The 26,549-nt window shown below is 63.4% G+C and carries 27 protein-coding genes; 13 read left to right on the top strand and 14 right to left on the bottom strand.

Features of this window, described 5'->3' with window-relative positions:
- Positions 1-71: 71 nt before the first annotated feature.
- The 3 genes from purH (at position 72) to AAG799_RS06050 (ending at position 3,702) form a co-directional block, all read left to right on the top strand.
- On the top strand, positions 72-1,661 hold the full coding sequence (gene purH / locus AAG799_RS06060) for a bifunctional phosphoribosylaminoimidazolecarboxamide formyltransferase/IMP cyclohydrolase (RefSeq protein WP_341894905.1): 1,590 nt from the start codon (positions 72-74) through the stop codon (positions 1,659-1,661).
- Positions 1,662-1,663: 2 nt separating this feature from the next.
- Positions 1,664-2,314, top strand: coding sequence for a glutathione S-transferase family protein (locus tag AAG799_RS06055; RefSeq protein ID WP_341894904.1), 651 nt, complete (start codon positions 1,664-1,666; stop codon positions 2,312-2,314).
- Positions 2,315-2,454: 140 nt separating this feature from the next.
- Complete coding sequence (locus AAG799_RS06050; RefSeq protein ID WP_341894903.1) at positions 2,455-3,702, top strand: cyclopropane-fatty-acyl-phospholipid synthase family protein; 1,248 nt, start codon at positions 2,455-2,457, stop codon at positions 3,700-3,702.
- Between the two features lie 15 nt (positions 3,703-3,717).
- On the opposite strand, the gene AAG799_RS06045 is transcribed toward AAG799_RS06050, so the two are convergent.
- Together AAG799_RS06045 and AAG799_RS06040 are read right to left on the bottom strand one after the other, a co-directional pair.
- A complete protein-coding gene (locus tag AAG799_RS06045; protein WP_341894931.1) occupies positions 3,718-5,127 on the bottom strand; it encodes an MFS transporter in 1,410 nt (469 codons plus the stop codon).
- A 116-nt stretch (positions 5,128-5,243) separates the two neighbouring features.
- A complete protein-coding gene (locus tag AAG799_RS06040) occupies positions 5,244-5,420 on the bottom strand; it encodes a hypothetical protein (RefSeq protein ID WP_341894902.1) in 177 nt (58 codons plus the stop codon).
- Positions 5,421-5,464: 44 nt separating this feature from the next.
- Between AAG799_RS06040 and AAG799_RS06035 the strand changes: the two genes are divergently transcribed.
- The 5 genes from AAG799_RS06035 to AAG799_RS06015 all read left to right on the top strand — a co-directional run bounded on the left by AAG799_RS06035 (position 5,465) and on the right by AAG799_RS06015 (position 9,066).
- On the top strand, positions 5,465-6,442 hold the full coding sequence (locus AAG799_RS06035; protein ID WP_341894901.1) for a TRAP transporter substrate-binding protein: 978 nt from the start codon (positions 5,465-5,467) through the stop codon (positions 6,440-6,442).
- A gap of 63 nt (positions 6,443-6,505) precedes the next feature.
- Positions 6,506-7,015, top strand: a complete 510-nt coding sequence (locus tag AAG799_RS06030; protein ID WP_341894900.1) for a TRAP transporter small permease — start codon at positions 6,506-6,508, stop codon at positions 7,013-7,015.
- A gap of 12 nt (positions 7,016-7,027) precedes the next feature.
- Complete coding sequence (locus tag AAG799_RS06025; RefSeq protein ID WP_341894899.1) at positions 7,028-8,341, top strand: TRAP transporter large permease subunit; 1,314 nt, start codon at positions 7,028-7,030, stop codon at positions 8,339-8,341.
- Positions 8,342-8,354: 13 nt separating this feature from the next.
- A complete protein-coding gene (locus tag AAG799_RS06020) occupies positions 8,355-8,708 on the top strand; it encodes a RidA family protein (RefSeq protein WP_341894898.1) in 354 nt (117 codons plus the stop codon).
- 4 nt (positions 8,709-8,712) lie between these two features.
- Positions 8,713-9,066, top strand: coding sequence for a RidA family protein (locus tag AAG799_RS06015; protein ID WP_341894897.1), 354 nt, complete (start codon positions 8,713-8,715; stop codon positions 9,064-9,066).
- 6 nt (positions 9,067-9,072) lie between these two features.
- Here AAG799_RS06015 and AAG799_RS06010 read toward each other — a convergent pair whose 3' ends face one another.
- Positions 9,073-9,672 carry a cupin domain-containing protein gene (locus AAG799_RS06010; protein WP_341894896.1) on the bottom strand — a complete coding sequence of 200 codons (600 nt, stop codon included), beginning with the start codon at positions 9,670-9,672 and terminating at the stop codon, positions 9,073-9,075.
- A 120-nt stretch (positions 9,673-9,792) separates the two neighbouring features.
- On the opposite strand from AAG799_RS06010, the gene AAG799_RS06005 reads away from it, so the two are divergent.
- Complete coding sequence (locus AAG799_RS06005) at positions 9,793-11,142, top strand: aspartate aminotransferase family protein (RefSeq protein WP_341894895.1); 1,350 nt, start codon at positions 9,793-9,795, stop codon at positions 11,140-11,142.
- Positions 11,143-11,200: 58 nt separating this feature from the next.
- Here the strand turns inward: AAG799_RS06005 and AAG799_RS06000 are convergent, their stop codons facing one another.
- From AAG799_RS06000 to AAG799_RS05950, 11 genes are all read right to left on the bottom strand, one after another.
- Positions 11,201-12,094, bottom strand: coding sequence for a LysR substrate-binding domain-containing protein (locus AAG799_RS06000; RefSeq protein ID WP_341894894.1), 894 nt, complete (start codon positions 12,092-12,094; stop codon positions 11,201-11,203).
- A 21-nt stretch (positions 12,095-12,115) separates the two neighbouring features.
- Complete coding sequence (locus AAG799_RS05995) at positions 12,116-13,417, bottom strand: gallate dioxygenase (RefSeq protein WP_341894893.1); 1,302 nt, start codon at positions 13,415-13,417, stop codon at positions 12,116-12,118.
- A gap of 38 nt (positions 13,418-13,455) precedes the next feature.
- Positions 13,456-14,367: a DUF1932 domain-containing protein gene (locus AAG799_RS05990; RefSeq protein WP_341894892.1), complete on the bottom strand. Its 912-nt coding sequence runs from the start codon at positions 14,365-14,367 to the stop codon at positions 13,456-13,458.
- 3 nt (positions 14,368-14,370) lie between these two features.
- Positions 14,371-15,084, bottom strand: coding sequence for a 4-carboxy-4-hydroxy-2-oxoadipate aldolase/oxaloacetate decarboxylase (locus tag AAG799_RS05985; RefSeq protein ID WP_341894891.1), 714 nt, complete (start codon positions 15,082-15,084; stop codon positions 14,371-14,373).
- Positions 15,081-15,800 (bottom strand): PIG-L deacetylase family protein, encoded by a 720-nt coding sequence (locus tag AAG799_RS05980; protein WP_341894890.1) that lies wholly within the window; start codon positions 15,798-15,800, stop codon positions 15,081-15,083. Before AAG799_RS05980 ends, AAG799_RS05985 begins: the two co-directional genes overlap by 4 nt.
- A gap of 23 nt (positions 15,801-15,823) precedes the next feature.
- The gene (locus tag AAG799_RS05975; RefSeq protein WP_341894889.1) at positions 15,824-16,903 is read right to left on the bottom strand and encodes a 4-oxalomesaconate tautomerase; all 1,080 of its coding nucleotides are present in this window, start codon (positions 16,901-16,903) and stop codon (positions 15,824-15,826) included.
- A 27-nt stretch (positions 16,904-16,930) separates the two neighbouring features.
- Positions 16,931-17,890 carry a tripartite tricarboxylate transporter substrate-binding protein gene (locus tag AAG799_RS05970; RefSeq protein ID WP_341894888.1) on the bottom strand — a complete coding sequence of 320 codons (960 nt, stop codon included), beginning with the start codon at positions 17,888-17,890 and terminating at the stop codon, positions 16,931-16,933.
- Between the two features lie 22 nt (positions 17,891-17,912).
- Complete coding sequence (locus AAG799_RS05965) at positions 17,913-18,791, bottom strand: amidohydrolase family protein (RefSeq protein WP_341894887.1); 879 nt, start codon at positions 18,789-18,791, stop codon at positions 17,913-17,915.
- A 118-nt stretch (positions 18,792-18,909) separates the two neighbouring features.
- Positions 18,910-19,314: a carboxymuconolactone decarboxylase family protein gene (locus tag AAG799_RS05960; protein ID WP_341894886.1), complete on the bottom strand. Its 405-nt coding sequence runs from the start codon at positions 19,312-19,314 to the stop codon at positions 18,910-18,912.
- Between the two features lie 17 nt (positions 19,315-19,331).
- Positions 19,332-19,937: a 2-hydroxychromene-2-carboxylate isomerase gene (locus tag AAG799_RS05955; RefSeq protein WP_341894885.1), complete on the bottom strand. Its 606-nt coding sequence runs from the start codon at positions 19,935-19,937 to the stop codon at positions 19,332-19,334.
- A 22-nt stretch (positions 19,938-19,959) separates the two neighbouring features.
- The gene (locus tag AAG799_RS05950; protein ID WP_341894884.1) at positions 19,960-21,282 is read right to left on the bottom strand and encodes a deoxyguanosinetriphosphate triphosphohydrolase; all 1,323 of its coding nucleotides are present in this window, start codon (positions 21,280-21,282) and stop codon (positions 19,960-19,962) included.
- Positions 21,283-21,406: 124 nt separating this feature from the next.
- Here AAG799_RS05950 and AAG799_RS05945 point away from each other — a divergent pair, with 124 nt between their 5' ends.
- The 4 genes from AAG799_RS05945 (at position 21,407) to AAG799_RS05930 (ending at position 26,166) form a co-directional block, all read left to right on the top strand.
- Positions 21,407-23,125, top strand: coding sequence for a PAS domain-containing sensor histidine kinase (locus tag AAG799_RS05945; protein ID WP_341894883.1), 1,719 nt, complete (start codon positions 21,407-21,409; stop codon positions 23,123-23,125).
- 97 nt (positions 23,126-23,222) lie between these two features.
- Positions 23,223-24,203 carry a tripartite tricarboxylate transporter substrate-binding protein gene (locus AAG799_RS05940; RefSeq protein ID WP_341894882.1) on the top strand — a complete coding sequence of 327 codons (981 nt, stop codon included), beginning with the start codon at positions 23,223-23,225 and terminating at the stop codon, positions 24,201-24,203.
- 8 nt (positions 24,204-24,211) lie between these two features.
- Positions 24,212-24,685: a tripartite tricarboxylate transporter TctB family protein gene (locus tag AAG799_RS05935; RefSeq protein WP_341894881.1), complete on the top strand. Its 474-nt coding sequence runs from the start codon at positions 24,212-24,214 to the stop codon at positions 24,683-24,685.
- Positions 24,685-26,166, top strand: a complete 1,482-nt coding sequence (locus AAG799_RS05930) for a tripartite tricarboxylate transporter permease (protein WP_341894880.1) — start codon at positions 24,685-24,687, stop codon at positions 26,164-26,166. The genes AAG799_RS05935 and AAG799_RS05930 overlap by 1 nt, the downstream gene beginning before the upstream one ends.
- Positions 26,167-26,549 lie beyond the last annotated feature (383 nt).

Genomic DNA, 26,549 nt, shown 5'->3' with positions numbered 1-26,549 from the left:
CTTTTGCGCGTAGCATTGGCATGCTATAGCCCTGCCGCCCATCCCTCTCTGCCTGCCCGAGGCCCCCGCCCATGTCATCCGTCGATCTCATTCCCGTCCGCCGTGCGCTGCTGTCCGTTTCCGACAAGACCGGCCTGATCGAGTTCGGCAAGGCGCTCAGCGGCTTCGGCATCGAGATCCTGTCCACCGGCGGCACCTACAAGGCGCTGAAGGATGCCGGCGTGGCCGTAAAAGAAGTCGCCGAGCATACCGGCTTCCCCGAGATGATGGATGGCCGCGTGAAGACGCTGCACCCCACCATCCATGGCGGCATCCTGGCGCTGCGCGACGAGCCCGAGCACAAGGCGGCGATGGACAAGCACAACATCCCGCCGATCGACCTGGTGGTGGTGAATCTCTATCCGTTTGCCGCCACGGTCGCCAAGGGCGCCGATTTCCCCACCTGCATCGAGAATATCGATATCGGCGGTCCGGCGATGATCCGCTCGGCAGCCAAGAATCACGGTTTCGTCAATGTGGTGGTCGATGTCGCCGACTACAGCAAAATCCTCGACGCGCTGAAGGCCAATAACGGCGCCACGCCGCTCGGCCTGCGCCGCGAACTGGCCGCCAAGGCCTATGCCCATACCGGCGCCTATGACTCGATGATCGCCACCTGGTTCGCGCGCCAGAATGGCGAGGCTTTCCCGCCGACCCTGCTGGTCTCGGCCGAGCGCAAGCAGACGCTGCGATATGGCGAGAACCCGCACCAGCAGGCGGCGTTCTATGTGACCGGCGACAAGCGCCCGGGCGTGGCGACCGCGCAGCAGCTGCAGGGCAAGGAACTCAGCTATAATAATTTAAATGATACTGACGCGGCCTTCGAGCTGGTGTCGGAATTCGCCGACAGGCCGACGATCGCCATCATCAAGCATGCCAATCCCTGCGGCGTGGCGATGGCTGACAGTCTCAGCAGTGCCTGGGATGCGGCGCTGCGTTGCGATTCCACCTCGGCCTTTGGCGGCATCGTCGCCATGAACCGCAAACTGGACAAGGCGACGGCTGAGAAAATCGGCGCCATCTTCACCGAGGTGATCGTGGCGCCGGAAGCCGACGAGGATGCCAAGGCGTTTCTCGCGGCGAAGAAGAACCTGCGCCTGCTCATCACCGGCGGCATGGCCGATCCGGTGGCGGCCGGCTGGTTCGTCAAATCGGTCGCCGGCGGCTATCTGGTGCAAACGCGGGACGCCGGCCGCATCACCGAGACCGACCTGAAAGTCGTGACCAAGCGTGCGCCCACGGCGCAGGAACTGGCCGACATGCTGTTTGCCTTCCGCGTCGGCAAGCATGTGAAGTCGAACACCATTGTTTACGCCAAAAACGGTGCCACCGTGGGCATCGGCGCCGGCCAGATGAGCCGTGTCGATAGCGCCCGCATCGCCTATCGCAAGGCCCAGGATGCCGCCAAGGCCGCCGGCCTGAGCGACGCGCTGACCAAGGGATCGGTGGCGGCCTCGGATGCCTTCTTCCCGTTCGCCGATGGCCTGGAAGTGCTGGTCGAGGCCGGCGCCACCGCCGTGATCCAGCCGGGCGGTTCGATCCGCGACCAGGAGGTGATCGATGCCGCCGACAAGGCCGGGCTGGCCATGGTCTTCACCGGCATGCGCCATTTCCGGCATTGATCATGTACACGCTCTACTGGGCCCCGGGCACGGCGGCGATGGCACCCCAGGCGGTGCTGGAAGAAATCGGTGCGCCCTACGAGATGGTGAAGCTGGATATCGCCAGCAAGCAGCATGAACAGGCCGCCTACAAGGCGCTGAACCCGAACGGTCGCATCCCGACGCTGGTGCATGACGGCTTCGCGATCTTTGAGACCGTCGCGATCTGCCAGTATCTCAGCGACCTGCATCCCGAGGCGCAGCTGTCGCCGCCGGTGGGGATGCAACTGCGCGGCCGCTATTACCAGTGGCTGACCTATATGACCAACACCCTGCAGGTGGGATTCATCGACTGGTTCCACCCGGACTGGACCTTTGCCGATGCTGCGGGCCAGGCCGCGCTCAAGGCCCAGGCCGAAGCCAGGCTCTACCGCAATTTCCAGGTGCTGGATGACGGTATCGGACCAACAGCATCCTATATGCTGGGATCAAGTTTCAGCCTGTGCGACATTTATCTCGCCATGCTGACGCGCTGGAGCCGCTTCCTGAGCAAGCCGATGTGGCAGTGGGCGAATATCGAACGCGTGGTCGGCGCCACCTACACCCGCCCGGCCTTCCAGCGCATGATGCAGAAGCAGGGCATCGCCTGGGCCGAGAACTGGCCCGGGAATTAGACCGAAGCCTACCCAACCATCCGGATATACAGCACAGACGGATGTGGAATGCGCCTCAAATGCCCTCTTGCCGGGCATGGGGCTGCGCGCCAATATGAATACCGGGATGGGGCGTTATCTCTTTGAGTTGGAGATTCCGCATGCTTCTTGGTTATGTCTTTAGCAAGGTGATCAAGGCCGGTTCGCTGACGATGATCAACCATCGCGGTGAGACGCGGCATTTCGGTGAGCCTGCGGGCCCCGATACGGTGGTGATCCGGCTGACCAAGCCGAGCACCGCATGGCGCATCGCGCTGAATCCGAAACTGGCGGTCGGCGAAGCCTATATGGATGGCGAGCTGGTGCTGGAAAAAGGCACGATCTACGACTTCCTCGCCCTGGTGGTGCGCAATCTCGGTGTCCATGGCACGCTGCCGCTCTCGGGCCTGCAGCGGATTTTCGAACGCACCATGCGGCTGTGGTACCAGTTCAACCCCGAAGACACTGCCCGCCGCCGCGTGCAGCATCACTACGATCTCGACGGCCGGCTCTACGATCTCTTCCTCGATACCGACAAGCAGTATTCCTGTGCCTATTTCCCAACGCCTGACACCACGCTGGAGCAGGCGCAGCTGGCCAAGAAACGGCATATCGCGGCCAAGCTGAACCTGCAGCCCGGCATGCGCGTGCTGGAAATCGGCTGCGGCTGGGGCGGGCTGGCGCTATATCTGGCCGAGACCTGCGGCGTGCATGTCACCGGCATTACGCTGAGTGAGGAACAGCTGGCGATTGCCCAGCGTCGCGCCCAGGAGCGTGGCCTGAGCGACCGGGTGAGCTTCGAGCTGGTCGACTACCGCAAGATGGACGGGCAGTTCGACCGCATCGTCAGCGTGGGCATGTTCGAGCATGTCGGTGTGCCGCATTACCGGGAATATTTCGACGGCATCCGCCGCCTGCTGAAAGACGGCGGCGTCGCCCTGGTGCATTCGATCGGCCGTTCGGATGGCCCTGGCGTGACACCAGCCTTCATCCGCAAATACATCTTCCCCGGCGGCTATATCCCGGCGCTGTCGGAAGTGATGCCGGTGATCGAGCAGAGCCAGCTCTGGGTCACCGACATGGAAATCCTGCGGCTGCATTATGCCGAGACGCTGTGGCACTGGCGGGCCCGTTTCATGGCGCAGTGGGACAAGGCGCGCGCACTGTATGACGAGCGCTTCTGCCGCATGTGGGAGTTCTATCTGGCGGCGTCGGAAATCACCTTCCGGCTTTGGGGCCAGATGGTGTTCCAGGTGCAACTGACCAAGCAGCTCGACACCCTGCCGATCACCCGCGATTACATGCACGAGGCCGAACTGGCACTGGCCGGCCGCGAGAAACCGCAGCGGCCTTTCGCCAAAACGGCGTGACGGATCGCCGGCGCGTTACTCACGCGCCGGCTCCTCCACTTTCCACAGCAGCGCGAAGCCGACGGCGAGAAACACCAGGATCACGATGACGGCGATGCGTTGCGTGGCGAACACCGCCGTGGCGATGCCGATCAGCAGCGGCGCCAGGAAGGTGGTGGCGCGGCCCGACAGCGCGTAGATGCCGAAGAATTCGCCCACCATGTCGGGCGGCGACAGCCGGGCCACCAGGGTGCGGCTGGCCGCCTGCATGGTGCCCATGCCCAGGCCCAGCAGCGCAGCGCAGAGGAAAAACACCTGCTCGCCCGCCGATGAGAACAGCCCGGCGCCGGCCACGCGCGGCGCCACCTCGATCACGAACAGCACGCCGGTCGCGCTGATCGACAGAATGCCGAAGGTGCCAAGGCCGACGATGATGATGGCGAGCTGCACGGCGCGTTTGGAGCCCCAACGGTCTTCCAGCCAGCCGCCGAGGATGACGGACGGAATCGCGATCACGTTGAGCACGATGCCAAACAGGCCAAGTTCCGTGGTGCCCCAGCCGAAGATGCCGGCGGCATAGATGCCACCGAAGCCGATCACCGCCACCAGGCCATCGTAGTAGATCATATAGCTGATCAGGAAGCGCAGCAGGTTGCGATACTGCCGCATGTGCCGCACGGTGTTGACCACGCGGCCGATGCCGTCGCGCACCACCGCACGGAAAGGCCGGCCCGATCCCGGGCGGTCCGGCGTGAACAAAAACATCGGCATCACGAAGATGCCGAGCCAGATCGCCGCCACCGGGCCGATGATGCGCTCGGCCTCGAAGGCGTCGCGCTTGAGGCCGAGCAAGGCCTCGCCCGGCGGTGGCGTGATGCCGATCAGTTCAGGCTGCGACACGATGAGCACGCCGAACAGCGCGATCAGGCCGCCGATATAGCCCATGCCCCAACCCAGGCCGCTGAGCCGCCCGACATGGCGCGGCGTTTCCAGCGCCGGCAGCAGGGCATTGTTGAACATGATCGAATATTCGGCCGCGATATTGGCCAGCACCAGGCCGAGGATCACCAGCGGCAGCAGCTGCGGCTGGCCCGGCTGGGCGAGCCACAGCAGCGCGCAGCCGAAGGCGAGCTGGATCTGGAACACGAACAGCCAGGGTTTGCGCCGGCCGCCGGCATCGGCGATGGCGCCGAGAAACGGCGCACCCAGCGCCACCAGCGCCGCCGAGAAGGCCTGGGTGAAGCCCCACAGCGACTGACCATCGACGGAATTGCCGATCACCTTGGCGGTGAAATAGGGCGCGAAAATGAAGGTGGTGATGACGGTGAAATAGGGCTGGTTGGCCCAGTCGAACATCGCCCAGGACAAGCGCGCCCGCCATGAGGCCGGGCGGATAGCGCCATCAGGCGTCTGCGGCGCGGTACTCTGATCCAGTGCGGCTGTCATCACGGCCCGTTTCGCTGTCCGGCCGGCACCATAGCCGGTCCGGGACGGCAGTGCCAATTGCTGCTGCGACGCGCAATGCGAGCACTGTCACAGCACTGGAGAATAACAGACGGCCATCAACGGCCGCCGGCATGGGGTTCCACACGGATGATGCGGATACGAATGGTGCAAAATTGGTGCGGTGCAGGTCTATCCGCAATCACCCTGCCCGTTTCGGCGCCAGCCTGTTTTCCGGGCGCCTTGGCCTTGCCAAAACCGGTCATACGATGACAAACTAATTTGATGCGCGCCACGCTTCATGCCCTGGGCGCATCGGTTCAACGGGGAGAATATTCAAATGACTCGCAAGATGTGGCTTTCCGCCGCCGTGTTCGGCGTTGCGCTGGTCAGCGCTGGCGCCTCGGCGCAGACGAAATGGGATCTGCCGGGCGCATATCCCGCCGGCAACTTCCATACCAAGAACATGGTGCAGTTTGCCGAGGATGTGAAAAAGATGTCTGGCGGCAAGCTGGAGATCACCGTGCATCCGGGTGCCTCGTTGTTCAAGGCGCCGGAAATCAAGCGCGCCGTGCAGACCGGTCAGGTGCAGATCGGCGAAGTACTGATGGTCAACATCGAGAATGAAATCCCGACCTTCGGCGCCGATGGCGTGCCCTTCCTCGCCACCAGCGTCCCCGACGCCGCCAAGCTGTGGAAGGCGCAGAAGCCGGTGATCGACAAGAAGCTGGCCGATCAGGGCATGATGGCGCTGTATGTCGTGCCGTGGCCGCCGCAGGGCATCTACTCCAAGAAAGACATCAACACAGTGCAGGATCTGAAGGGCGTCAAGTGGCGCGCCTACAGCCCGGCAACCTCGCGCATCGCCGAACTGGTGCAGGCCCAGCCGGTGACCATCCAGGTGGCCGAACTGGCCCAGGCGCTGGCGACCGGCGTGGTCGATACCATGATGACATCGGGTGCGACTGGCCGTGATTCCAAGGTCTGGGAAAGCCTGACGCATTACTACGACACGCAGGCCTGGCTGCCGAAGAACATGGTGTTCGCCAGCGTGGACGCCTTCAAGAAGCTGGACGCCGCCACGCAGAAAGCCGTGTTGGATGCCGCTGCCGTCGCCGAGAAGCGCGGCTGGGACGTTTCGGTTGTCGAGTCCGAATCCGCCAAGGCCGACCTTGCCAAGAACGGTATGAAGGTGCAGCCGCCGAGCCCGGCCCTGAAGGAAGGCCTGCAGAAGATCGGCGCCACGATGATTGAAGAATGGGTCAAGAAGACCGGTGCCGATGGCGCCGCCATCGTCGACGCCTACAAGAAGATGTAAATCCCAGCCGGGCGGGCCTCAAAAACCCGCCCGGCGCTTTTCTACCTCCCTGCGAGTCTTTCCATGCGCTCTCCCCTTGCCCCGCTCTACCACGTCGCCCTTTGGCTGGCGGGTCTGTTCATGATCGCGCTGCTGGCGACGATCATGCTCAGCATCCTCGGCCGCCAGTTCAATTTCTATATCCGCGGCATCGACTCCTATGCCGGATATTTCATGGCTGCCGCCTCGTTCCTGGCGCTTGCCGGCACGCTGACCAAGGGCGACCATATTCGCGTCACCCTGATCATCAGCCGCTTCACCGGCAAAGCACGGCGCGGCCTGGAACTGTTCTGCGTCCTGATGGCCATCGTGGTCAGCGGTACCTTTGCTTTCTATAGCGTGAAGATGGTCTGGTGGTCCTACAAGTTTAACGACATCAGCACCGCCAACGATGCGACGCCGCTGTGGATTCCGCAGCTCGCCATGGCGCTCGGCACGGTGATCTTCTGCATTTCATTCATCGAGGAATTCGTTCTCGTTCTGCGCGGCAAGCCGCTCGACGGCCAGAACGCCGAACTCGCGCGCACTGAATAGGACGACTGAATTATGGATCAGATTCTCATTGCCGTTTTTCTCATTGCGGCGCTTTTCGTCCTGTTTGCCGCCGGCCTGTGGATCGGCCTCGGCCTGCTGAGCTGCGGCTGGCTTGCCATGGCGGTGTTCACCTCGCGCCCGGTGGGCGATGCCATGGTCACCACCATCTGGGGTGCATCATCCAGCTGGACGCTGACCGCCCTGCCGATGTTCATCTGGATGGGCGAAATCCTGTTCCGCACCAAGCTGTCGGAAGACATGTTCCGCGGTCTGGCGCCATGGATGACGCGGATTCCCGGCCGCCTGCTGCACACCAACGTCATCGGCTGCACCATCTTCGCCGCCGTATCCGGTTCGTCGGCTGCCACCTGCGCCACCATCGGCAAGATGACAGTGCCCGAGCTGCGCGCCCGCAACTATCCGGAAGACATGGTGATCGGCACGCTGGCCGGCGCCGGCACGCTGGGCCTGCTGATTCCGCCGTCGCTGATCATGATCGTTTATGGCGTCGCCACCGATGTCTCGATCTCCAAGCTGTTCATCGGCGGTGTGATCCCCGGCATCCTGCTGGGCGGCCTGTTCATGGGCTATATCATCGTCTGGTCGCTGCTCAATCCGGGCAGGATTCCGGAACCGACCGAGCGCTACACCTTCAAGGAAAAAATCTTCGCCTCCCGGCATCTGCTGCCGACCGTAGGCCTGATCGTTGCCGTGCTCGGCTCGATCTACACCGGCATCGCCACCGCCACTGAGGCCGCCGGCCTCGGCGTGGTCGGCGCGCTGATCGTGGCCCGTCTGCAGGGCAGCCTGAACTGGCAGACCTTTGTCGACAGCCTGCTGGGCGCCACGCGGCTGAGCTGCATGATTGCCCTCATCCTCGCCGGCGCCGCCTTCCTGACGCTGGCGATGGGCTTCACCGGCCTGCCGCGCCATCTGGCCGACTGGATCGACAAGATGCAGCTCAGCGCCGGCGCGCTGATCATGGTGCTGATGGTGTTCTACATCATCCTCGGCTGCTTCCTCGATGGCATCTCGATGGTGGTGCTGACCATGGCCATCGTGCTGCCGATGATCGAGCGGCTGGGTATCGACCTGGTCTGGTTCGGCATCTTCATCGTGCTGGTGGTGGAAATGGCGCAGATCACGCCGCCGGTGGGTTTCAACCTGTTCGTGCTGCAGGGCATGACCGGACACCAGATCACCTATATCGCCAAGACAGCGTTCCCGCTGTTCCTGCTGATGTGCGTTGCCGTGGGGCTGATCTATTACTTCCCCGGCCTGGTCACCTGGCTGCCGAGCAAGATGATCGGCACCGCCGGCGGCTGAGGAGAGTCCGAAGATGCGTCCGATCACCCGCTTTCCCGGCAGCGTCGCCGGGCGCAGCAGCCTTGTTGTCTTCAACGGCATGGTCTTCACGGTTGCGACCGCCGACACCTACGAGCTGGACATGCGCAAGCAGACGGCCGAGGCGCTGGCCAAGATCGACGAGTCTCTGGCGCAGGCCGGCACCGACAAGTCGCGGCTGCTGTCCTGCACCGTCTACATCACCGACATGGCGCTGAAGCCGCAGATGAACGAGATCTGGGACCAGTGGGTGGATATGAGCAATCCGCCGCAGCGCGCCTGTATCGGCGCCACGCTGGAAGAGGGCGACCTGATCGAGATCGTCGCCGTTGCCGTCACGAAGGAATAAACCGATGCTGCCGATTACCCGCTTCACCGGCATGACGCCGACCCGCAGCCGCGCGGTCGTGCATGGCAACCTTATATTCACCGTTGCCGTGGCCGATACGGCAGAGCTGGACATGCGCAAGCAGGCGGCGGAAACACTGGCCAAGATCGAACGGCATCTGAAGGACGCCGGCACTGACAAGTCGCGGCTGCTGTCCTGCACCGTCTATATCGCCGACATGGCCCTGAAGCCGCAGATGAACGAGATGTGGGATCAGTGGGTCGACATGGACAATCCGCCGCAGCGCGCCTGCATCGGCGCCACGCTGGAGCATCCGCATATGATCGAGATCGTTGCCGTTGCGGCGACGAAGGACTGAACAGGCCTAGAATGTCGGCGGCGTACAGGCGCTGATCAGCTCGCAGGCCTCGCGGCCGATATTGCGGAAACGGTGCGGCTGGTCGCTCTCGAAATAATAGGCATCGCCCGGCCCCAGCACGCGCACCTGATCGGCCACCGTCACTTCCATGCGGCCGCGGATCACCACGCCGCCCTCCTCGCCCGCGTGCCGCAGCATGACGCGGCCGGTATCGGCACCGGGCGCATAGCGTTCGACCAGAATCTGCAGCGCGCGGCTGCGCAGGTCGGCGCCGACCTGGCGGTAACTGATCTTGCCCTTGCCCACTTCGGCCAGCTCGTCGGCGCTGTAAAACGCCTTGCGTGGGGCCGGGGCGTCTTCCATGGCGAAGAATTCCGCCAGACTCATCGCCAGTCCGTCCAGCACGCGTTTCAGCGCGCCGACCGAGGGATTCATCTGGTTGGCCTCGATCAGCGAAATGGTGGCATTGGTGACCCCGGCGCGGCGGGCCAGTTCGCGCTGGGACAGCTTGGCGGCCAGACGCACCGCCTTGAGCCGGCTGCCGATATCGATATCCGAGGCTTTTTCCATGATATGGGCCGTTTCGCTGTTCAGGATCGTGAACATTCTGCCGATCAACTCATAAATATCAAGGGGTTATAAAAACGCAGAAAAGCACTGTTTCACTATGCCGAAACCCCCGATGATGCTGCCCAAGCCCCTCCCATCAGCGCGCCGGAGCCTGCCATGTCAGCCAAACCCGCCCTTGTTTCCAACGAAAACACCGCCGTGCCGAACGACCTCGAATCCTGGTGGATGCCCTTCACGGCGAACCGTCAGTTCAAGGCCAATCCGCGGCTGCTCGTCGGCGCCAAGGACATGCATTACACCACCCATGACGGCCGCCAGGTGATTGATGGCTCGGCCGGCCTGTGGTGCGTCAATGCCGGCCATTGCCGCGAGCCGATCGTGAAGGCGATCCAGAAGCAGGCCGCCGAAATGGATTTCGCGCCCACCTTCCAGATGGGCCATCCCAAGGCGTTTGAATTCGCCGCCCGCCTCGCGCATCTGGCGCCGGCCGACATCAATCATGTGTTCTTCGCCAATTCCGGCTCCGAAGCCGTCGATACCGCGCTCAAAATTGCCATCGCCTATCACCGCGCCCGCGGCGAAGGCGCCCGCACCCGCCTGATCGGCCGCGAGCGCGGCTATCACGGTGTCGGCTTCGGCGGCATCTCGGTTGGCGGCATCGTGTCGAACCGCAAGGTGTTCGGCCCGCTGCTGGCCGGTGTCGATCACCTGCCGCATACTCACAGCCTGAAGGACATGGCCTTCTCCAAGGGCCAGCCCGACTGGGGCACCCATCTGGCCGATGACCTGGAGCGCATTGTCGCGCTGCATGACGCCAGCACGATTGCCGCCGTGATCGTCGAGCCGGTGGCTGGCTCGACCGGCGTGCTGATCCCACCGAAGGGCTACCTGCAGAAGCTGCGCCAGATTTGCGACAAGCATGGCATCCTGCTGATCTTCGACGAAGTGATCTGCGGTTTCGGCCGCACCGGTGCCGCCTTCGGTGCCGATACCTTCGATGTGGTGCCCGACATGATGACGGTGGCCAAGGGCCTGACCAATGCCGCCGTGCCGGCTGCGGCCGTGTTCACCCGCAAGCATGTGCATGATGCCTTCATGAGCGGCCCGGAGAACATGATCGAGCTGTTCCACGGCTATACCTATTCGGCCCATGCGCTGGCCTGCGCCGCCGGCATCGCCACACTCGACCTCTATCGCGACGAAGGCATTTTCGAGAATGCCAAGGCGCTGGCGCCCTATTGGGAAGAGGCCGCCCACAGCCTGAAGGGCGTGAAGAACGTGATCGACATTCGCAATATCGGCATCATGGCCGGTATCGAAATGGCGCCGCGGGAAGACGGCGCCGGCAAGCGCGGCTACGACATCTTCGTGAAAGCGTATGAAAAGGGCCTGATGTGCCGGTTGACCGGCGACACCATCGCTCTGTCGCCGCCGCTGATCCTCAACAAGGGCCATATCGACGACATCTTCGGCATCCTGAAGGATTCGATCCAGAGCGTGAACTGACCCGCAGCCGGTTCTCGCGCCATGGAAAAGCCCGGTCTCACGACCGGGCTTTTTTCATTCAGGCGGTTTTCACATGCTTGCGCAGCAGACCAAGCAGGGCATCGGCGGCCGGCGACAGCGGCACGCCGCGGCGCGAGACCACGCCAAGCGTGCGCGATACGGTGGGATGGCGCAGCGGGATCGTCACCACGCCGGCGGAATCCGCCGGGCTGATCGCCAATTGCGGGACGACGGCAAGGCCAAGGCCGGCGCGCACCAGGCCAACGGCACTGACCACATGCTGCACCTCGTAGCGCCAGGTCATGTCTTCCCGCCGGGCGCCAAGGGCTGCATCGATCAGCTGGCGATTGCCGGTCTGCGCGCTGACCCGCACCAGCGGCTGGTCTTCCAGGGCCGACCAGCTGACCGTGGCCTTGCCGGCCAGCGGATGACCTTTCGGACAGATGACGACGAAGGCTTCCTTCATCAGCGGCGTTATTTCCAGATCCCAGCGGTCGGCCGCCACGATGGTGATGCCGAATTCCGCCTCGCCGCGATGCACCAGTTCGGCGATCTCGGTCTTGGAATTGTCGAAAATTCGGATATTGAGATCGGGAAAGTTCTTGCGCAATTCGCGCAGGATCGGCGGCAAATAATGCACGGCAATGGTGGGCAGGCAGCCGATGCTGAGGCGATCCTGCCGTGCCTTGCCCTGCTGGCGCAGCTCGTCGAAGGAATCCGAGATATCCGACATCAGCCGGCGCGCCTTGGGCAGCAGCTCGACGCCAGCCGGGGTGAGCGCCACATGCCGCGTGGTGCGGGTCAGCAGCTTGATGCCGAGATCATCCTCCAGCTTTTTCATGCGATGGCTGAGCGCGGTCTGCGACAGATTCAGGTTCGCCGCCGCGCGATGGAAGCTGCCGTGATCGGCAATGCTCAGGAAGGCTTCCAGGCCAAGGAAATCGATCCGCATGATATTCGGTCTCCAGCCGCGTCAGCTTTTGGCCGGCTGGTCCCAGCTCTGCTGGCCGGCAGCCTTGCCGGCCACCGAGTATAGCGCACCCGGGGCATTGCGCGTCTTCTGGAAATCTTCCAGCGACTGGCCGCGCATGGCGGCATAGATATGCAGGTTGGAGACCCCGGTGACGGCGCCCAGCTTTTCCAGCACGAAGAAAATGGCGCCATAGTGGATCAGGCCGCGCCAGTCGCGGCGGCGGATCAGGTCGCGTTCTTCCGGGCTTAAGCCCGCCTTTTCATATTCGGCGTCCTCGTCGGCCAGAAAAGCCTCGCGATGGGCCGGATAGACCAGATCATGCAGGAATCGGTTGATGCGATGCGCCTTCACACTGCGCTGCAGCGTGTAGGGATAGGTGCCTTCCAGCTTTTCCGCGCCGGCGAGCTGGTAGCCGATCTGCTGGCGCTGGGCCGCAATGGCCTCGGGCGACGGCGTCACGTCTTCCGCATTCTCATAGACGGCTGTGGCGATGCTGGTCATGGAGGGCAGGTAATGGGTCTGGTGCAGCTTCTTCACCCTGGCATTCATGGCGCCGCGCATGATCAGCCACATAATCACCTCGGAGCCTTCCATGCCGCCCCGCGTGGCATAGTCGGCATGGGTCAGCTTGGTCAGCTTTTCCGGATCCTTCTCGAACAGGTCGAGAAATTCCATGTCCCATGCGGTGTTGTTGAAGCCGGCGCGTTCGCCGTGAACCTGATGGGACAGCCCGCCGGTGGCGATGATCACCACCTTCAGGTCTTCCGGATAGCTTTCGATGGCGCGGCGCAACGCCTGGCCCAGCTTCCAGCAGCGCAGCGCACTGGGGACCGGGAATTGCAGCACGCCGACCTGCAGCGGGATCACCGGCACGGTCCAGGCGCCATTGTCGCGTGGGGCGAACATCGAGAGCGGCGAAAAGCAGCCGTGATCCAGCGCGCGGTTCTGGAAGAAAGACATGTCGAATTCTTCGGCCATCAGTGACGCGCCGATATGCTGCGCCAGCGCGGCCTGGCCTTTCAGCGGCGGCAGGTCGCGGGCGCCACCGCCCTCATCGGCCACGGCATAGTCGTTACCGATACCAAGGGCAAAGGCGGAGTAATGGTCGAAAAAGAACGACGTGATGTGATCATTGTAGATGACGAAGAAAACATCCGGTTTCTTCTCATTGATCCAGGCCTTGATCGGTTCATAGGCGGCAAAGATCGGACCCCAGACCGGATCGTCCTTGCTCTTGAAATCATGGGCGAAGCCGATGGTTGGCGTATGGGATGTGGCAATCGAACCGATAATGCGGGCCATCTGAGCCCTCCTTGGACAATCTGCTCAGTCTATTGGTATTACGAAGCCTGCCGGGATGACAGGCGCAGCAGCAAGGCCGCGGCAATGGCGCGGCCGTCCTTGGGTACCGGCCCGCCGAAGCGGGATTTCAGGTTAAGATCGGTCACCCACTGCTGATGCGCCGCCGTGGCGGCCGGCATGTAGGAACTCAAACCCGCCGCTTCCATTGTGGCGACCACCTCGCGCATTTCGGCCGCCCGGCGCCCGCCATGCACCACCACGCGTTCCATCACATGGTTGGCCAGCGTCGCGAAGGTCTTGTTGGCCAGATAGTCGCTGATGGTGGGCACCACGCGGTCGGCCACGCCGAATTTCACGGCAGCGGTCATGCATTCCATCACCACGCTCTCGATGCCCTTGATGGCAATGCTGCGCACCATCTTCACGATGGAGGCATCGCCCAGTGCATCGGAGACCACTTCCGCTTCCATGCCGAGTGCGGCCAGGACAGGTGCGACAGATGCGGCACCCGGGCCGCTGATCAGCAGTGGGGTCTTGTGCAGTTTGGGGTAGACCGGCTGCATCACCGCGACATCCACCACGGCAACGCCCTTTTCGGCCAGCGGTGCAGCGGCAGCGGTCTTCCGGAACGGCGCCGCCGAATTGATGTCAAGAAAGGTGAGCCCCGCCCGCGCCGCCGGCAGGATGCTTTCGGCAGCGGCGATCACTTGATCGGCGGTGACGGCGCAGATCACCAGATCGGCCTCTTTGGCGGCCTCCACCGCGCTGGCCGCCACCTGTACACCGAGCGCTACGCATTCCGCCCGTTTGGTCGGCGCCGCGGCACGGTCATCCAGCAGGATGTCATAGGCAAGGATCCGCAGCGTGACGCCTTCGGATTTCCAGCCCTTGACGAAAGCCTGTGCCGCCTCGCCGAAACCAATGAAGGCAATGACCGGATGATTGCTCATGATTCAGTCACCTTTGTAAGGGTAATCGACATATGTAAGCCCGGCGGCGGCAAGGCCTTCGCGCATCTTGTACATGTCGAGCCCCAGCACGCCCGAGGCCAGCCTGGTGCGCTTCTCGGTCTCGTTGGCTTCACGGGCCTGGCCGGATTTGGCAACCGTCGCCGCCTGCGCGGCCGGAATGACAACCACGCCATCGTCATCGGCCACCACCACATCACCCGGATTGACCAGCGCGCCGGCACATACCACCGGCACATTGACCGAGCCCAGCGTGGCCTTCACCGTGCCGCGTGCATTCACTGCCTTTGACCAGACCGGGAAACCCATCTCGGTCAGTGTCTTCACGTCACGCACGCCGGCATCGATCACCAGGCCGACCACGCCGCGCGCCTTCAGCGAGGTTGCCAGCAGGTCGCCGAACATGCCGTCGGTATTGTCGGTGGTGCAGGCAACGACGAGGATATCGCCGGCTTTGCACTGCTCGACCGCGACATGCAGCATCCAGTTGTCGCCCGGCTGTGCCAGCACGGTGACGGCATTGCCCGCCACCTGCGCGCCGGGCCAGATCGGCCGCATGTAAGGCTTCATCAGATTGGGCGCACGGCCCGAGGCCTCATGGGTGGTCGAAACGCCAAGACCCATGAGAATATCGACCGTGGACTGCTCGACGCGCGGGATATTCCGGACGACAACGCCCAGCTTGCCAAAGGCCGTCATGACAGCGTGCTCACGACTGAGGGGAAGAGGCGCTGATAGGCTTCGCCATAGGTCATGGCAATGCCGGCATTGCGACCGCCCTGCATGCCGCGATTGAGGGCGACCCGTGTGTAGTATTCCCAAAGATGCTTCTGCGCGGCGAGAATCTGGAAGGCCTTGTATTTGGTCTCCCACACTTCATCGATATTCAGGATCACCTGCGGCTTGAAATTACACTGCTCGGGCTGGTGCGGTTCGAACAGGAAAACCGGCGGCGCGGTATAGGCGCGGTCCGGATCGGGCTTGTGGCCGGCGGCCTGGGCGATGATGCGGGCCTCCTGCGCGATATGGGAGGCCAGCGGATGATCGAAATTGTAGGGATCTTCCAGCGCATGGGTCAGCACGAACTTGGGCTTCACTGCGCGGTAGATATCGACCAGGCGATCCAGCATCTCTTCCGTGGCACGCAACGGATAGTCACCGGCATCGAAGAATTCGATTTCAGCACCCAGAATCTCGGCGGCTTTTTGCGATTCCTCCCGGCGCTGCGCCTTCACATCCTCCAGCTTCACGCCGGCCTTCTTCCAGGCCCACTGGCTTTCGCCGCGTTCGCCATAGGCCAGGCAGACGATCTTGACCCGATAACCCTGCTTCACATGCAGCGCGATGGCGCCACCGGCCCGCCAGACGAAGTCGCCGGGATGGGCACTGACAACCAGACCTGTTTTCTCAGCCATTGTATCTCTCCTCAACAATCCTTTCAGGCCGCCGCGTCGCGCAGGAAGACGCGACCATCGAACAGCGCACGCGCCGTGCGCAGCAGGCCGGCGCGGGTCACCACCGGCTGGCCGCCGCTGTCATCCACTTCCAGCCGCACTGTGAATTCGCCGGTCGGATGCTCGACCGACATCACCTTCACCGGTCCCGCTGGCACGCGCGCCACGGCCGCCGCCGGCGAGCCGGGCAGCACGCAGGCGGTCGCCACCGTCACTGCGGCAAACACGCCGATCGAGGCATGACATTCATGCGGGATGAAACTGCGGGTGCAGATATGGCCGCTGGCAGTTTGCGGCGGCGCCACCAGCGCGATCTTGGGCACGACCTTTTTGGTCACGTCGCCGAGAGTCATCAAAGGCCCGGCAGCAAGGCGAATCTCCTCCAGCCGGGCTTTCAGTTCCTTGTCCTTGTCGAGCTGGTCGCGCGGTTCATAGCCCGTGCGCCCCACCGAGGCCGCGCTCAGCACAATTACCGGCATGCCATTGTCGATCAGCGTGACATCGATGCCGGCAACACGATCCACCGTGTTGCCGGTCGGCAGCAGGCTGCCGCAGACCGAACCGGCCGCGTCGAGAAAATCGATGGCAACCGGCGCCGCCGTGCCGGGCACGCCGTCGATGCGCGCCGCACCGCCATAGGCCACCCGGCCCTGCGGCGTCTGCACCAGGATATCGGCAATGGTGCCGGTGTTGATGGTTTTGACCTTGACCCGCGTTTCCGGGTGTTTCGCCACGATCAGGCCGCGTTCGATGGCAAAGGGTGCCACGCCGGCCAGGATATTGCCGCAGTTGGGCGTGGTATCGACCAGCGGCTCTGTGATGCCGACCTGGCAGAACAGAAAATCGATATCGCAGGCCGGATCTTTGGAGCGCGAAACGATCGCCACCTTGCTGGTCAACGGATGGGCGCCGCCGATGCCATCGACCTGCCGCGCATCGGGCGAACCCATCACCTGCAGCAAGATATGATCGCGCGCCGCGCTATCGGCGGGCAGGTCGTCAGCGAGGAAATAGGCGCCCTTCGAGGTGCCACCCCGCATCATCATGCAGCGGATACTGTCCATCGCCGCCTCCTATTGTTTCGGCCCAGTTTACTGCTTAGGAACGTCGGCGGCCTGGATCACGGCCGTCCAGCGCGCGATATCGTCTTTCAGCTTCTTGCCCAGTTCCTCGGGTGTGCTGGCCCTGGCCTCGATGCCGAGTTCCAGCAGGCGCTTCTTGAGGCCATCCTCGGCCAGGACGTCCCGCATGGTGCGGTTGAGCAGGGCAATCACCTCCGGCGGCGTGCCGGTACGGGCGAACAGCGCATTCCAGGAGGTGACATCGAAGCTGCGCACGCCCTGGTCGGCCACCGTCGGCGTCTGCGGCAGCAGCACCGAGCGTGTCGCGCCCGTGGTGGCCAGCGCAGTCAGGCGCTTGTCATCCAGGCCAGATTTCAGCGAAGCATAGGAATCGATCACCAGATCGACATCGTTGCGGAGCAGCCCGACCATGGCATCGGGCGTGGTGCGGAAGGGCACCGCCACCACCTTGATCCTGGCCTCGCTGGCAAACAGCAGGCCCGAGAGATGCTGGGTGCTGCCGACATTGATGGTGCCGACATTCAGCGCGCCGGGCCTGGCCTGCGCCGCCTTGATGAAATCGCTCAAGCTGCGATAGGCCGAGGCGCCATTGGCGGCCAGCACGAAATCGAACTGGCCCATGGTGGAGACCGGCACGAAATCCTTCACCGGATCGAACGGCAGGGCCTTGAACAGCGGCACGCTGACGGCCGTGCCGTTGCTGAACAGCGCCAGCGTATAGCCATCGGCCGGAGCGGCCAGCGCACGCTGGGCGGCCAGGCCGCCGCCGGCACCCGGCAGATTCTCGATCACGAAGCGCTGGCCCAACCTGTCGCCCATCTTTTCGGTAACCAGCCGCACGGTGATATCGGCCACGCCACCGGCGCCGAAGGGCACGGTGACGCGAATGGGCTTGCTGGGATAGGTGTCAGCCTGCGCCACAAAACTGGCGAGCAGGAGTCCGATAACAGCCGTCGCTTTCCAGATCATGTGTTTCACTCCCGATATTTTTTCAGACCTTAAAGCCAAAAAGACGCGTCGGATTATCGACCAGCAGCTTGCGCTGCAGCTCAGCCGTCGGTGCGAAAAGCGGAATCAGATCGACCAGATCGCCATCGTCGGGCATCAGCTTCACATTCGGATGCGGCCAGTCGGTGCCCCAGAGCACGCGGTCGGCATCGATCTCGATCAGCCGGCGGGCAAACGGTGCTGCGTCATGGAAGGGCGCACCCGCCGCGGTGATGCGTTCGGGGCAGGTCAACTTGACCCAGCATTTGCGATCGCGCTCGAACAGCCGCAGCAGGATCTGGAAACCCGTCTGATCGATACCGGCCGCCGCATCGGGCACGCCCATATGATCGATCACATAAGGCACCGGCAGGCTTTCCAGCATCGGCAGGAACGGCTCCAGACCAACCGCCGGCAGGTAGAGATCGACATGCCACTCCAGCGGCGCGATGCGGCGCATGATGCGGCCGAACACGTCCATATCGGGCAAGGCGCCGAGCCGGGGCAGGAAGGTGAAGCGGCACCCCTTGATGCCGGCAGCATTCAGTGCCGCGAGATCGGCATCGCTGAAGCTTTCATCGACATTGGCGATGCCCTTGTAACGGCCATTGCTCTGGGCAATGGCATCGGTCACCACGCGGTTGTCGCGGCCATGCGGCGTGGCATTGACGATGACGGCGCGCTCGACGCCGAGCCGGGCATGCAGCGCCCGGAACATCGCCAGCGGCGCATCGGGCGGCGTATAGGGCCGCTCGGGCACGTAGGGGTACAGGCTGTTGGGCCCGAAGATATGGCAATGGGTGTCGCAGCTGCCCGGCGGCAGACGAAATGCCGGCGGCCGCGGATCGGGATGCGGTGGGGCGATTGTTGGACTGAGAGACATCGGGCGTTCCTACCTGGCGGCAGGATGCGAAAGTCCGATAGCTGAATCAAATGATATGAATATCAGTATTCATTCATATGATTCATGAATTTGGAATGGCGGTTTCAGCCCACCCCGTTCAGCCCTTCGGGACGGCGCCGGCCTCCACCAGAACCTCGTTCGCCGCCTTGAAGGCATCAAGGCCGGCGGGAATGCCGCAATAGATGGTGGCATGCAGCAGCACTTCCTTGATCTCGTCCACCGTGACGCCGTTGTTGAGCGCGCCCTTCACATGCAGCTTGATTTCCGGCGCGCGGTTGAGTGCCGTCAGCATGGCGAGATTGAGCATGCTGCGGGTCTTGCGGTCGAGCCCCGGGCGGTCCCAGCCATAGCCCCAGCACCATTCGGTGGTGATGTGCTGAAACGCCATCATGAAGTCGTTGGCCTTGGCAAGCGACGTGTCGACATACTCTTTGCCCAGCACCTCGCGGCGCACTTTCAGGCCGGCCTCGAACAGAGCCTTGGTTTCGGTTTCTTTCGACATCGTCTTTCTCCCTGCTGTCAGCCGCGCGCCAGTTTGCGCTCGACGAATTCCAGGCGATCCTGGCCCCAGAAGGGCTCGCCATCCACGATGTAGAACGGCGCACCGAAAGCGCCGGCCTCGATCGCCTGCCGGGTGCCACGCTCGTATTCCGCCTGCACCAGATCACCATCGGCGGCGGCAAACAGTTTCGCCGGATCGAGCCCGACCTCGGTGATGATCTCTTCCAGATTCTCCGGATCGGCGATGTTGCGCTCCTCGGCCCACAGTCCCTGCATCATGGCATGGGCCAGCGCGATGGCCGCATCGTTCCCAACACTGTCGCGGGCGGCAACCACCAGCTTGCCGGCCAGTGTCTCGTTCACCGGAAAACCGGCCGGCCGCAGGTTCAGCTTGACGCCAAGATGGCTGCGCCAGCGCTCCAGCTCGGCAAAGCGGTAGTCCTGACGCTGCTGCGACCGCTTGGCCAGCGGCAGACCGCCGGTCGCCTCAAAGATCATCAGCGGCGCCATCGGGATGATCTTCACCCGTGCACCGTATTTCGCCGCCATCGCCGCAAAACGCTTCGATCCGAAATAGGCCCAGGGCGAACTGATGAAGGTGTAGTAGTCGATCTCTGCCGCCATGGTTTCCTCGTCGCTGTTCGTTTTATTGCAGGCCGCGCAGCCGCTGGAATTGCGACAGCGCATAGGTATCGGTCATGCCACTGATGAAATCGGTGACGCTGAGCAGCCAGTCATAGCGCCTGGCATCGCCCCTCGGTACCGCCGGCATCAGGCGCAGCAGGGCACGCTGGCGCGGCGCCAGTGCAGCCTGGTCGCCACCGGCCCGCTCGAGGCCATGATGGGCATCGCAGAAGGCCGCCAGCAGGCTGGTGAGAATCTCGCCGCCCATCACCTCGGTCTGGAAACGCTCGCGGGTCTCGAAGATGCGATGGCGGGTGAAGTCCGCGATCTCGGCCAGGTGGGCCGCCATCGCCGTTCTGGACAACAGATCACCGCTGAATTTGCCCTGCAGGATTTCGCCTTCATGATCGAGGAATACCTCGACGGCCAGATCGATCAGGTCGCCGATCACCTTGGCGCGCAGATAGGCGATCTTCCAGGTCTCGTCCTCGATCTCGCGATAGCGCGGCGGCACCTGGCGCAGCAGGCTCTTCAGGTGGCCTTCGGCCTCGGCGAAGGTGATGCGGCCGAGCTTGAAGCCATCCTCGATATCGACGACCGAGTAGCAGATGTCGTCTGCCGCCTCGACCAGATAGGTGAGCGGATGGCGGGCAAAGCGATCCTGGCCCAGCGCCAGCAGTCCGGCATTGCGCGTCACTTCCTCGAACAGCGCGGTCTCGGCGGCAAAATGGCCGAACTTCTTTTTCTGCGGATCGGCCGCCCGGCTGCCGAAAGGATATTTCATGAAAGTAGCGAGCGTAGCGCAGGTGAGCCGCAGACCGCCGGCATCGCGCCAGTTCTGCAGCCGGGTCATCACCCGGAAGCCCTGGGCATTGCCTTCGAAACAGAGGAAATCGCGCTGTTCGGCTTCGCCAAGGCCCCCGATCAGGTCGGCACCCGGGCCGGAGCGGAACCAGTGCTGGATGGTGGCCTCGCCGAAATGGCCGAAGGGCGGATTGCCGATATCATGGCCCAGGCAGGCCGCCGCCACGATATGGCCGAACTCGGCCGCCCCGATGCCATCGGCCGCAGCCGTGCCGTGCCGTTGCAAGACGGTCTGGCCAACCTGAGCGCCCAGCGAACGGCCGACCGAGGAGACTTCCAGGGAGTGGGTCAGCCGGTTCCGCACATAGTCACTCTCGGGAAGCGAGTGAACCTGCGTTTTGTCCTGCAACCGGCGGAAGGCCGAACAGAACACCACACGGTCCCAGTCCTTCTGGAACGGATTGCGCGCCGGCGTCACCGGCTCGGCACCCTGGTGGCCAAGGCGCTGGGCGGAAAGCAGCCGCGACCATTGCATCGTCATGACCGGCACTGTGGCCGCTATGATTCGGGCTTTCAAGACCCGGCCCACAGGTGACGGGACCAGAAGTTTTTGATTGAAACGAAAGCGCCCTAAATTGGAGGATGGGGTAATCTACAGGCGAGTCATGGCACATCCGATCATTGCGATTTCGGCCACATTGGCCCCCCTGCTGGTAGCCCTGGCCTGCCTGATCGCCTGGCGCAAGCTTGACGGTGGCCGACACCTGCTGTTCTGGGCCGTTGGCCATATTGGCCTGGCCGGCTCCTTTGCCATTGCCGGGTTGACCGACTGGGCCACATCCCAACCCCTGATTATCGGCGGCGGCATCATCAGCGTTCTGGCTGCCGCCAGCCTGGCGGCGGGCATGCGCGTTCTGGTCGGCCGCAATGATCGCATCCGCACCGTGGTGCTGGCTGCCACGGGCATGGCGATAGCCACCGTGCTGCTACAGCAGATCAACACAACATCCTATTTCGCAATCACCCCCTTGGTCACCGCAGCCTGCATGCTTTATGGCGGCATACTCCTGCTGCTGAACCGCCGGTCGCTTTTCTATACGGCGGCGGGGATATTGCTGCTTGGCCGTGGCAGCCTGTCACTGACTTATGCCGTCCAGCTGGCCGACCGCACCGGCGACCTGAATGGACCACTGGCCCTGTCGATACTGCTCAACATGACAACCGGCCTGTGCCTCATCCTGATCGAATTCGACAACGCCCGGCATGACGAACGGCGCGCCCGCGAAGCCGAGCATGAATCCACACAATTTCTCGAAGCCCTGCTGGACGCCATGCCGGCAACCGTGAGCTACAAAGATACCAGCCTGCGCTATCGCCTGATGAACCGGCGCATGCGCGACCTGCGCCAGGCCTACCCGGCCGACTATATCGGCCGCACCTGGGCGGATATCGCCGGTTCCGATACGGCGGCCGTGGTCGAGGATATTGACCGCCGCATTCTCGCCACCGGCGAGCCCGCCCATATGGAGCAGGCCTGGACCGGGCCCGATGGCCGTCCCATCGTGCTCTGGGCACTGAAAGTACCCTTGCGCGACAATGATGGGAAAATGCTGGGCATCATCACCTGCGGCCTCGACATCACGCGGCTGAAGGAAACCGAAGTCCAGCTGATCGAACAGCGCGAGGCTGCAGAAAGCGCCAGCCGCGCCAAGACCAGCTTCCTGTCGAACATGAGCCATGAACTGCGCACGCCACTGAATGCCATCATCGGCTTCGCCGAAATGATGGTGGCCGGTTATGCAGGGCCGGTGAGCGAACGACAAAAGGACTATGCCGCCAATATCAAGGAATCCGGCGAGCACCTGCTGCGGCTGGTGAATGACATCCTTGACTTGTCGCGGCTGGAGAGCGGCCGGCTTGAAATGCAGATCGAGCCCTGCAGTTTCGACCAGATCGCAGCCAGCGCACTGGCCATGGTGCAGCCCCAGGCGCGCCAGGCCGATGTGACGCTGCAATTCGCCCCGCAGGGCCTGATGCTGAATGCCGATAGCCGCGCGGTCACCCAGATCCTGATCAACCTGCTGGGCAATGCCGTGAAGTTCAGCCGACCGCAGGGCACCGTGACCCTCGATGCCAGCCAGCAGAATGGCGTGATGCGGATTCTGGTACAGGATACCGGCATCGGCATGAGTGAAGCAGACAGCCGCGCAGCCGTGCTGCCACTGCACCTGCATCGCGCCGATGTCTATCGCACCCGCGCCAACAGCGGCGCCGGCCTTGGCCTCTCGATCTGTCGCAGCCTGGTCGACCTGCATGGCGGCCGGCTGGAAATCCGCAGCCAGCCGGGGTTGGGCACCACCGTGGAAGTGGCGCTGCCGGTATGAGCCGGCGCGGCTTTTATGCGATATTTTCTTGTTTTCGCATAGTCGCGGGTCTCTACTGATCATCATATAAAAAGCACGGTTCCGGGAGAGAAACGCCATGATCAATCGCCGCAGTTTCCTGCAGTCCACTGTCAGTGCCAGCGCAGCGGCCGTCCTGCTGCCGGCTGCTTTCAGCCGCGATGCGCAGGCCGCAATCGACAGCCTGCAGCTTTTCGTGCCGGCCAACCCCGGCGGCGGCTGGGACCAGACCGCGCGCAGCATGGAGCAGGCGCTGAAGCAGGCCAATCTGATCAAGGGCGCGCAGGTGACCAATGTGGGCGGCGCTGGCGGTGCGGTCGGCCTGCCCCAATTCGTCAACCAGTGGAAAGGCCGCGGCAATGCGCTGATGGTGGCCGGCATGGTGATGGTGGGCGCCCTGATCACCAACAAATCACCGGTGAAAGTGACCCAGACCGTGCCGATTGCGCGCCTGACCGGTGAATTCGAAGTCATCGTGGTGCCGCCGAATTCGCCGTTCAAAACCCTGCAGGATCTGGTTGCCGCCTTCAAAGCCGACCCGACCAAGGTGTCCTGGGCCGGCGGCTCGGCCGGCGGCACCGACCATATCCTGGCCGGCATGGTCGCCAAGGCCGCCGGTGGCGATGCGAAGAAGGTGGCCTATGTCGCCTATTCCGGTGGTGGCCCGGCCCAGGCCGCCCTGCTCGGCAGCCAGGTGACGTGTGGTGTTTCCGGCTGGGGCGAATTCAGCGAGCAGATCAAGGCCGGCAAACTGCGGGCGCTGGCGATCTCGGCCGACAAGCGCCAGCCCGGTATCGATGTGCCGACGATCAAGGAACAGGGCATCGACGTCGAACTGTATAACTGGCGCGGCGTCTTCGCACCGCCGGGCATCAAGGATACCGAGAAGGCCGCCCTGATCGACCTGATGACCAAGATGAAGGACAGCGCGCCCTGGAAAGACCAGCTGAAAACGCGCGAATGGACAGATATCTTCCTGGCCGGCGATGCCTATGGCAAATACCTCGCCGATGAAATCGCCCGCATCGAGGCGATCCTGAAAGACCTCGGCCTCGCCTGAGCTGCCTCATGGATCGCATTCGCAAGCCCGAGGCCCTGCTGGCACTTGGTGTCATCGCGCTGGGCTTGCTGGCGCTGTATGAGACCACCCGGATTCCGGTCTCGCCGATGTATGCCCAGGTCGGGCCGACGCTGGTGGCCTATGTCGCCAGTGCGCTGCTGATCGGCTTGGGCATCGCTCTGCTGGTGCAAAGCTGGCGCGGCGAATGGACCAGCGCGCCGGAGGAAACTGAAGTCAGGCTGGATAGCCGCGCGCTCGGCTGGCTGCTGCTTGGTCTGGTGCTCAATATCGGCCTGATCGGTCCGCTTGGCTTCATCCCTGCTTCCGTGCTGCTGTTTGCCTGCACGGCGCGCGCCTTCGGCAGCACGCGGCCGGCCCGTGACGCCCTGATCGGCTTCGTGTTTTCCGCCACCGCCTATTTTGGTTTTGCGCAGCTGCTCGGCATCAATATCGGCGCCGGCCTTCTGGAAGGCTGGATCTGATGGAAACCCTTTCGCTGCTCGCCGATGGCTTTGCGGTTGCCCTGCAGCCGATGAACCTGATGTGGGCGCTGGTCGGCGTCACGCTGGGCACCGCCATCGGCGTGCTGCCTGGCCTTGGCCCCGCGCTGACCATCGCGCTGCTGCTGCCGATCACCTTCAGCGTGCCGGCCACCGCCGCCTTCATCCTGTTTGCCGGCATCTATTACGGCGCCATGTATGGCGGCAGCACCACCTCGATCCTGCTCAACACGCCCGGCGAAAGTGCCACCATCATCACGGCGCTGGAAGGCCACAAGATGGCGAAGAAGGGCCGCGCCGCCGCCGCGCTGGCCACGGCAGCCATCGGCAGTTTCGTCGCCGGCACCATCGGCACCCTGGGCCTCACCTTCGTGGCACCGCCGCTGGTGGAGTTCGCCCTGCGATTCGGCCCTGCCGATTATTTCTCGCTGATGGTGGTGGCCTTCGTCGCGGTCTCGGCGGTGCTGGGCAGCTCGGTCCTGCGCGGCCTGACGGCACTCAGCTTCGGCATCCTGCTGGGCCTGGTCGGCATCGACCTGCAGACCGGCCAAGCGCGTTTCACCTTCGGCCTGCCGGAACTGCTGGATGGGATCAATGTCATCGTCGTCGCCGTCGGGCTGTTTGCCGTGGGCGAGACGCTCTATCTGGCCAGCCGACCCAAGACGGAAGCCACGGTGATCCGGCTGCAGGGCCGCGCTGGCATGACCAAGGAAGACTGGCGGCGCTCGTGGAAACCATGGCTGCGCGGCTCCTTCCTCGGCTTCCCTTTTGGGGCCTTGCCGGCGGGCGGTGCAGAAGTACCCACCTTCGTCAGTTATTTCCTGGAAAAGAAGCTGTCGAAGACACCGGAAGAATTCGGCCACGGCGCCATCGAAGGGGTGGCCGGACCGGAAGCCGCCAACAACGCCTCTGCCGCCGGCGTGCTGGTGCCGATGCTGGCGCTCGGCCTGCCAACCTCGGCGACGGCCGCGATCATGCTGTCGGCTTTCCAGTCCTATGGCATCAATCCCGGACCCCTTTTGCTGCAGAGCCAGCCCGAGCTGGTCTGGGGCCTGATCGCCTCACTCTATGTCGGCAATGTGATGCTGCTGTTGCTCAACCTGCCGCTGGCGGGCCTGTGGGCAAAGATCCTCACCATCCCGTCGCCCTGGCTCTATGGCGGCATCCTGGTTTTTGCCACCATCGGCACCTATGGCATCAGCCAGTCATGGGTCGATCTGGTGCTGCTGTATCTGATCGGCGCTATTGGCTACCTGATGCGGCGTTTCGATTTCCCTGCCGCACCCGCTGTGATCGGGATGATCCTGGGGCCATTCGCGGAGCAGGAATTCCGGCGCGCCATGACCATCTCGGCCGGCGATCTGACCACCTTCGTCACCCGACCCTTAAGCCTGACGCTGCTGATCATCGCCATGCTGCTGCTGGTGACACCGCTGATCCTGCGGGCGCGTAAATCCGCCTGAAACATACTGAAACAAAAGTGCCTTTCCGTCCCGGTGCAGAATCGTGACCACCATCACTGCGCGCTGGTGAAGGACGTCCTATATAGGAAACATTGAACGGAGAGATTTTGCAGAGTCGCTTCGTTTCTTTATTTCCTCCCCTATGAATCCCCCCCCTTGAGGGGCGGCCTCCACCCGGTCGCCCCTCAATTTTTTTGTGCAGCCCTGCATCGGCTGCATGACTTGCCTTCCGCCGCTGCATAGGCCATCAAGCCTTTTATGAAACAGCGCCGACAGCCGGCGCCGGTGCCGCCCGGCTTCGCCGTGCTGCCGCCGGTGTCGCCATTCTTCCGAAGCCTGGGCAAAGTCTATATCCGCGATGACGCCATGGGCGCGCCGCCGGT

Source organism: Ferrovibrio terrae (genome assembly GCF_943371255.1).
Classification (GTDB): domain Bacteria; phylum Pseudomonadota; class Alphaproteobacteria; order Ferrovibrionales; family Ferrovibrionaceae; genus Ferrovibrio; species Ferrovibrio terrae_B.
Note: the sequence above shows the minus strand (reverse complement) of the source record. Positions and strands in the feature narration are given on the sequence as shown.

Excerpts from the sequence above, each read along its gene's own strand:
- AAG799_RS05995 (WP_341894893.1), bottom strand. The coding sequence starts at position 13,417 with ATGGCCCGCATTATCGGTTCGATTGCCACATCCCATACGCCAACCATC.
- purH (WP_341894905.1), top strand. The coding sequence starts at position 72 with ATGTCATCCGTCGATCTCATTCCCGTCCGCCGTGCGCTGCTGTCCGTT.
- AAG799_RS05940 (WP_341894882.1), top strand. The coding sequence starts at position 23,223 with ATGATCAATCGCCGCAGTTTCCTGCAGTCCACTGTCAGTGCCAGCGCA.
- AAG799_RS05970 (WP_341894888.1), bottom strand. The coding sequence starts at position 17,890 with ATGATCTGGAAAGCGACGGCTGTTATCGGACTCCTGCTCGCCAGTTTT.
- AAG799_RS06005 (WP_341894895.1), top strand. The coding sequence starts at position 9,793 with ATGTCAGCCAAACCCGCCCTTGTTTCCAACGAAAACACCGCCGTGCCG.
- AAG799_RS06020 (WP_341894898.1), top strand. The coding sequence starts at position 8,355 with ATGCGTCCGATCACCCGCTTTCCCGGCAGCGTCGCCGGGCGCAGCAGC.
- AAG799_RS05975 (WP_341894889.1), bottom strand. The coding sequence starts at position 16,903 with ATGGACAGTATCCGCTGCATGATGATGCGGGGTGGCACCTCGAAGGGC.
- AAG799_RS05985 (WP_341894891.1), bottom strand. The coding sequence starts at position 15,084 with ATGACGGCCTTTGGCAAGCTGGGCGTTGTCGTCCGGAATATCCCGCGC.
- AAG799_RS05930 (WP_341894880.1), top strand. The coding sequence starts at position 24,685 with ATGGAAACCCTTTCGCTGCTCGCCGATGGCTTTGCGGTTGCCCTGCAG.
- AAG799_RS05935 (WP_341894881.1), top strand. The coding sequence starts at position 24,212 with ATGGATCGCATTCGCAAGCCCGAGGCCCTGCTGGCACTTGGTGTCATC.
- AAG799_RS05990 (WP_341894892.1), bottom strand. The coding sequence starts at position 14,367 with ATGAGCAATCATCCGGTCATTGCCTTCATTGGTTTCGGCGAGGCGGCA.
- AAG799_RS06050 (WP_341894903.1), top strand. The coding sequence starts at position 2,455 with ATGCTTCTTGGTTATGTCTTTAGCAAGGTGATCAAGGCCGGTTCGCTG.
- AAG799_RS06010 (WP_341894896.1), bottom strand. The coding sequence starts at position 9,672 with ATGTTCACGATCCTGAACAGCGAAACGGCCCATATCATGGAAAAAGCC.
- AAG799_RS06055 (WP_341894904.1), top strand. The coding sequence starts at position 1,664 with ATGTACACGCTCTACTGGGCCCCGGGCACGGCGGCGATGGCACCCCAG.
- AAG799_RS06025 (WP_341894899.1), top strand. The coding sequence starts at position 7,028 with ATGGATCAGATTCTCATTGCCGTTTTTCTCATTGCGGCGCTTTTCGTC.
- AAG799_RS05945 (WP_341894883.1), top strand. The coding sequence starts at position 21,407 with ATGGCACATCCGATCATTGCGATTTCGGCCACATTGGCCCCCCTGCTG.
- AAG799_RS06045 (WP_341894931.1), bottom strand. The coding sequence starts at position 5,127 with ATGACAGCCGCACTGGATCAGAGTACCGCGCCGCAGACGCCTGATGGC.
- AAG799_RS05950 (WP_341894884.1), bottom strand. The coding sequence starts at position 21,282 with ATGACGATGCAATGGTCGCGGCTGCTTTCCGCCCAGCGCCTTGGCCAC.
- AAG799_RS06030 (WP_341894900.1), top strand. The coding sequence starts at position 6,506 with ATGCGCTCTCCCCTTGCCCCGCTCTACCACGTCGCCCTTTGGCTGGCG.
- AAG799_RS06000 (WP_341894894.1), bottom strand. The coding sequence starts at position 12,094 with ATGCGGATCGATTTCCTTGGCCTGGAAGCCTTCCTGAGCATTGCCGAT.
- AAG799_RS06015 (WP_341894897.1), top strand. The coding sequence starts at position 8,713 with ATGCTGCCGATTACCCGCTTCACCGGCATGACGCCGACCCGCAGCCGC.
- AAG799_RS05960 (WP_341894886.1), bottom strand. The coding sequence starts at position 19,314 with ATGTCGAAAGAAACCGAAACCAAGGCTCTGTTCGAGGCCGGCCTGAAA.
- AAG799_RS05965 (WP_341894887.1), bottom strand. The coding sequence starts at position 18,791 with ATGTCTCTCAGTCCAACAATCGCCCCACCGCATCCCGATCCGCGGCCG.
- AAG799_RS05980 (WP_341894890.1), bottom strand. The coding sequence starts at position 15,800 with ATGGCTGAGAAAACAGGTCTGGTTGTCAGTGCCCATCCCGGCGACTTC.
- AAG799_RS05955 (WP_341894885.1), bottom strand. The coding sequence starts at position 19,937 with ATGGCGGCAGAGATCGACTACTACACCTTCATCAGTTCGCCCTGGGCC.
- AAG799_RS06035 (WP_341894901.1), top strand. The coding sequence starts at position 5,465 with ATGACTCGCAAGATGTGGCTTTCCGCCGCCGTGTTCGGCGTTGCGCTG.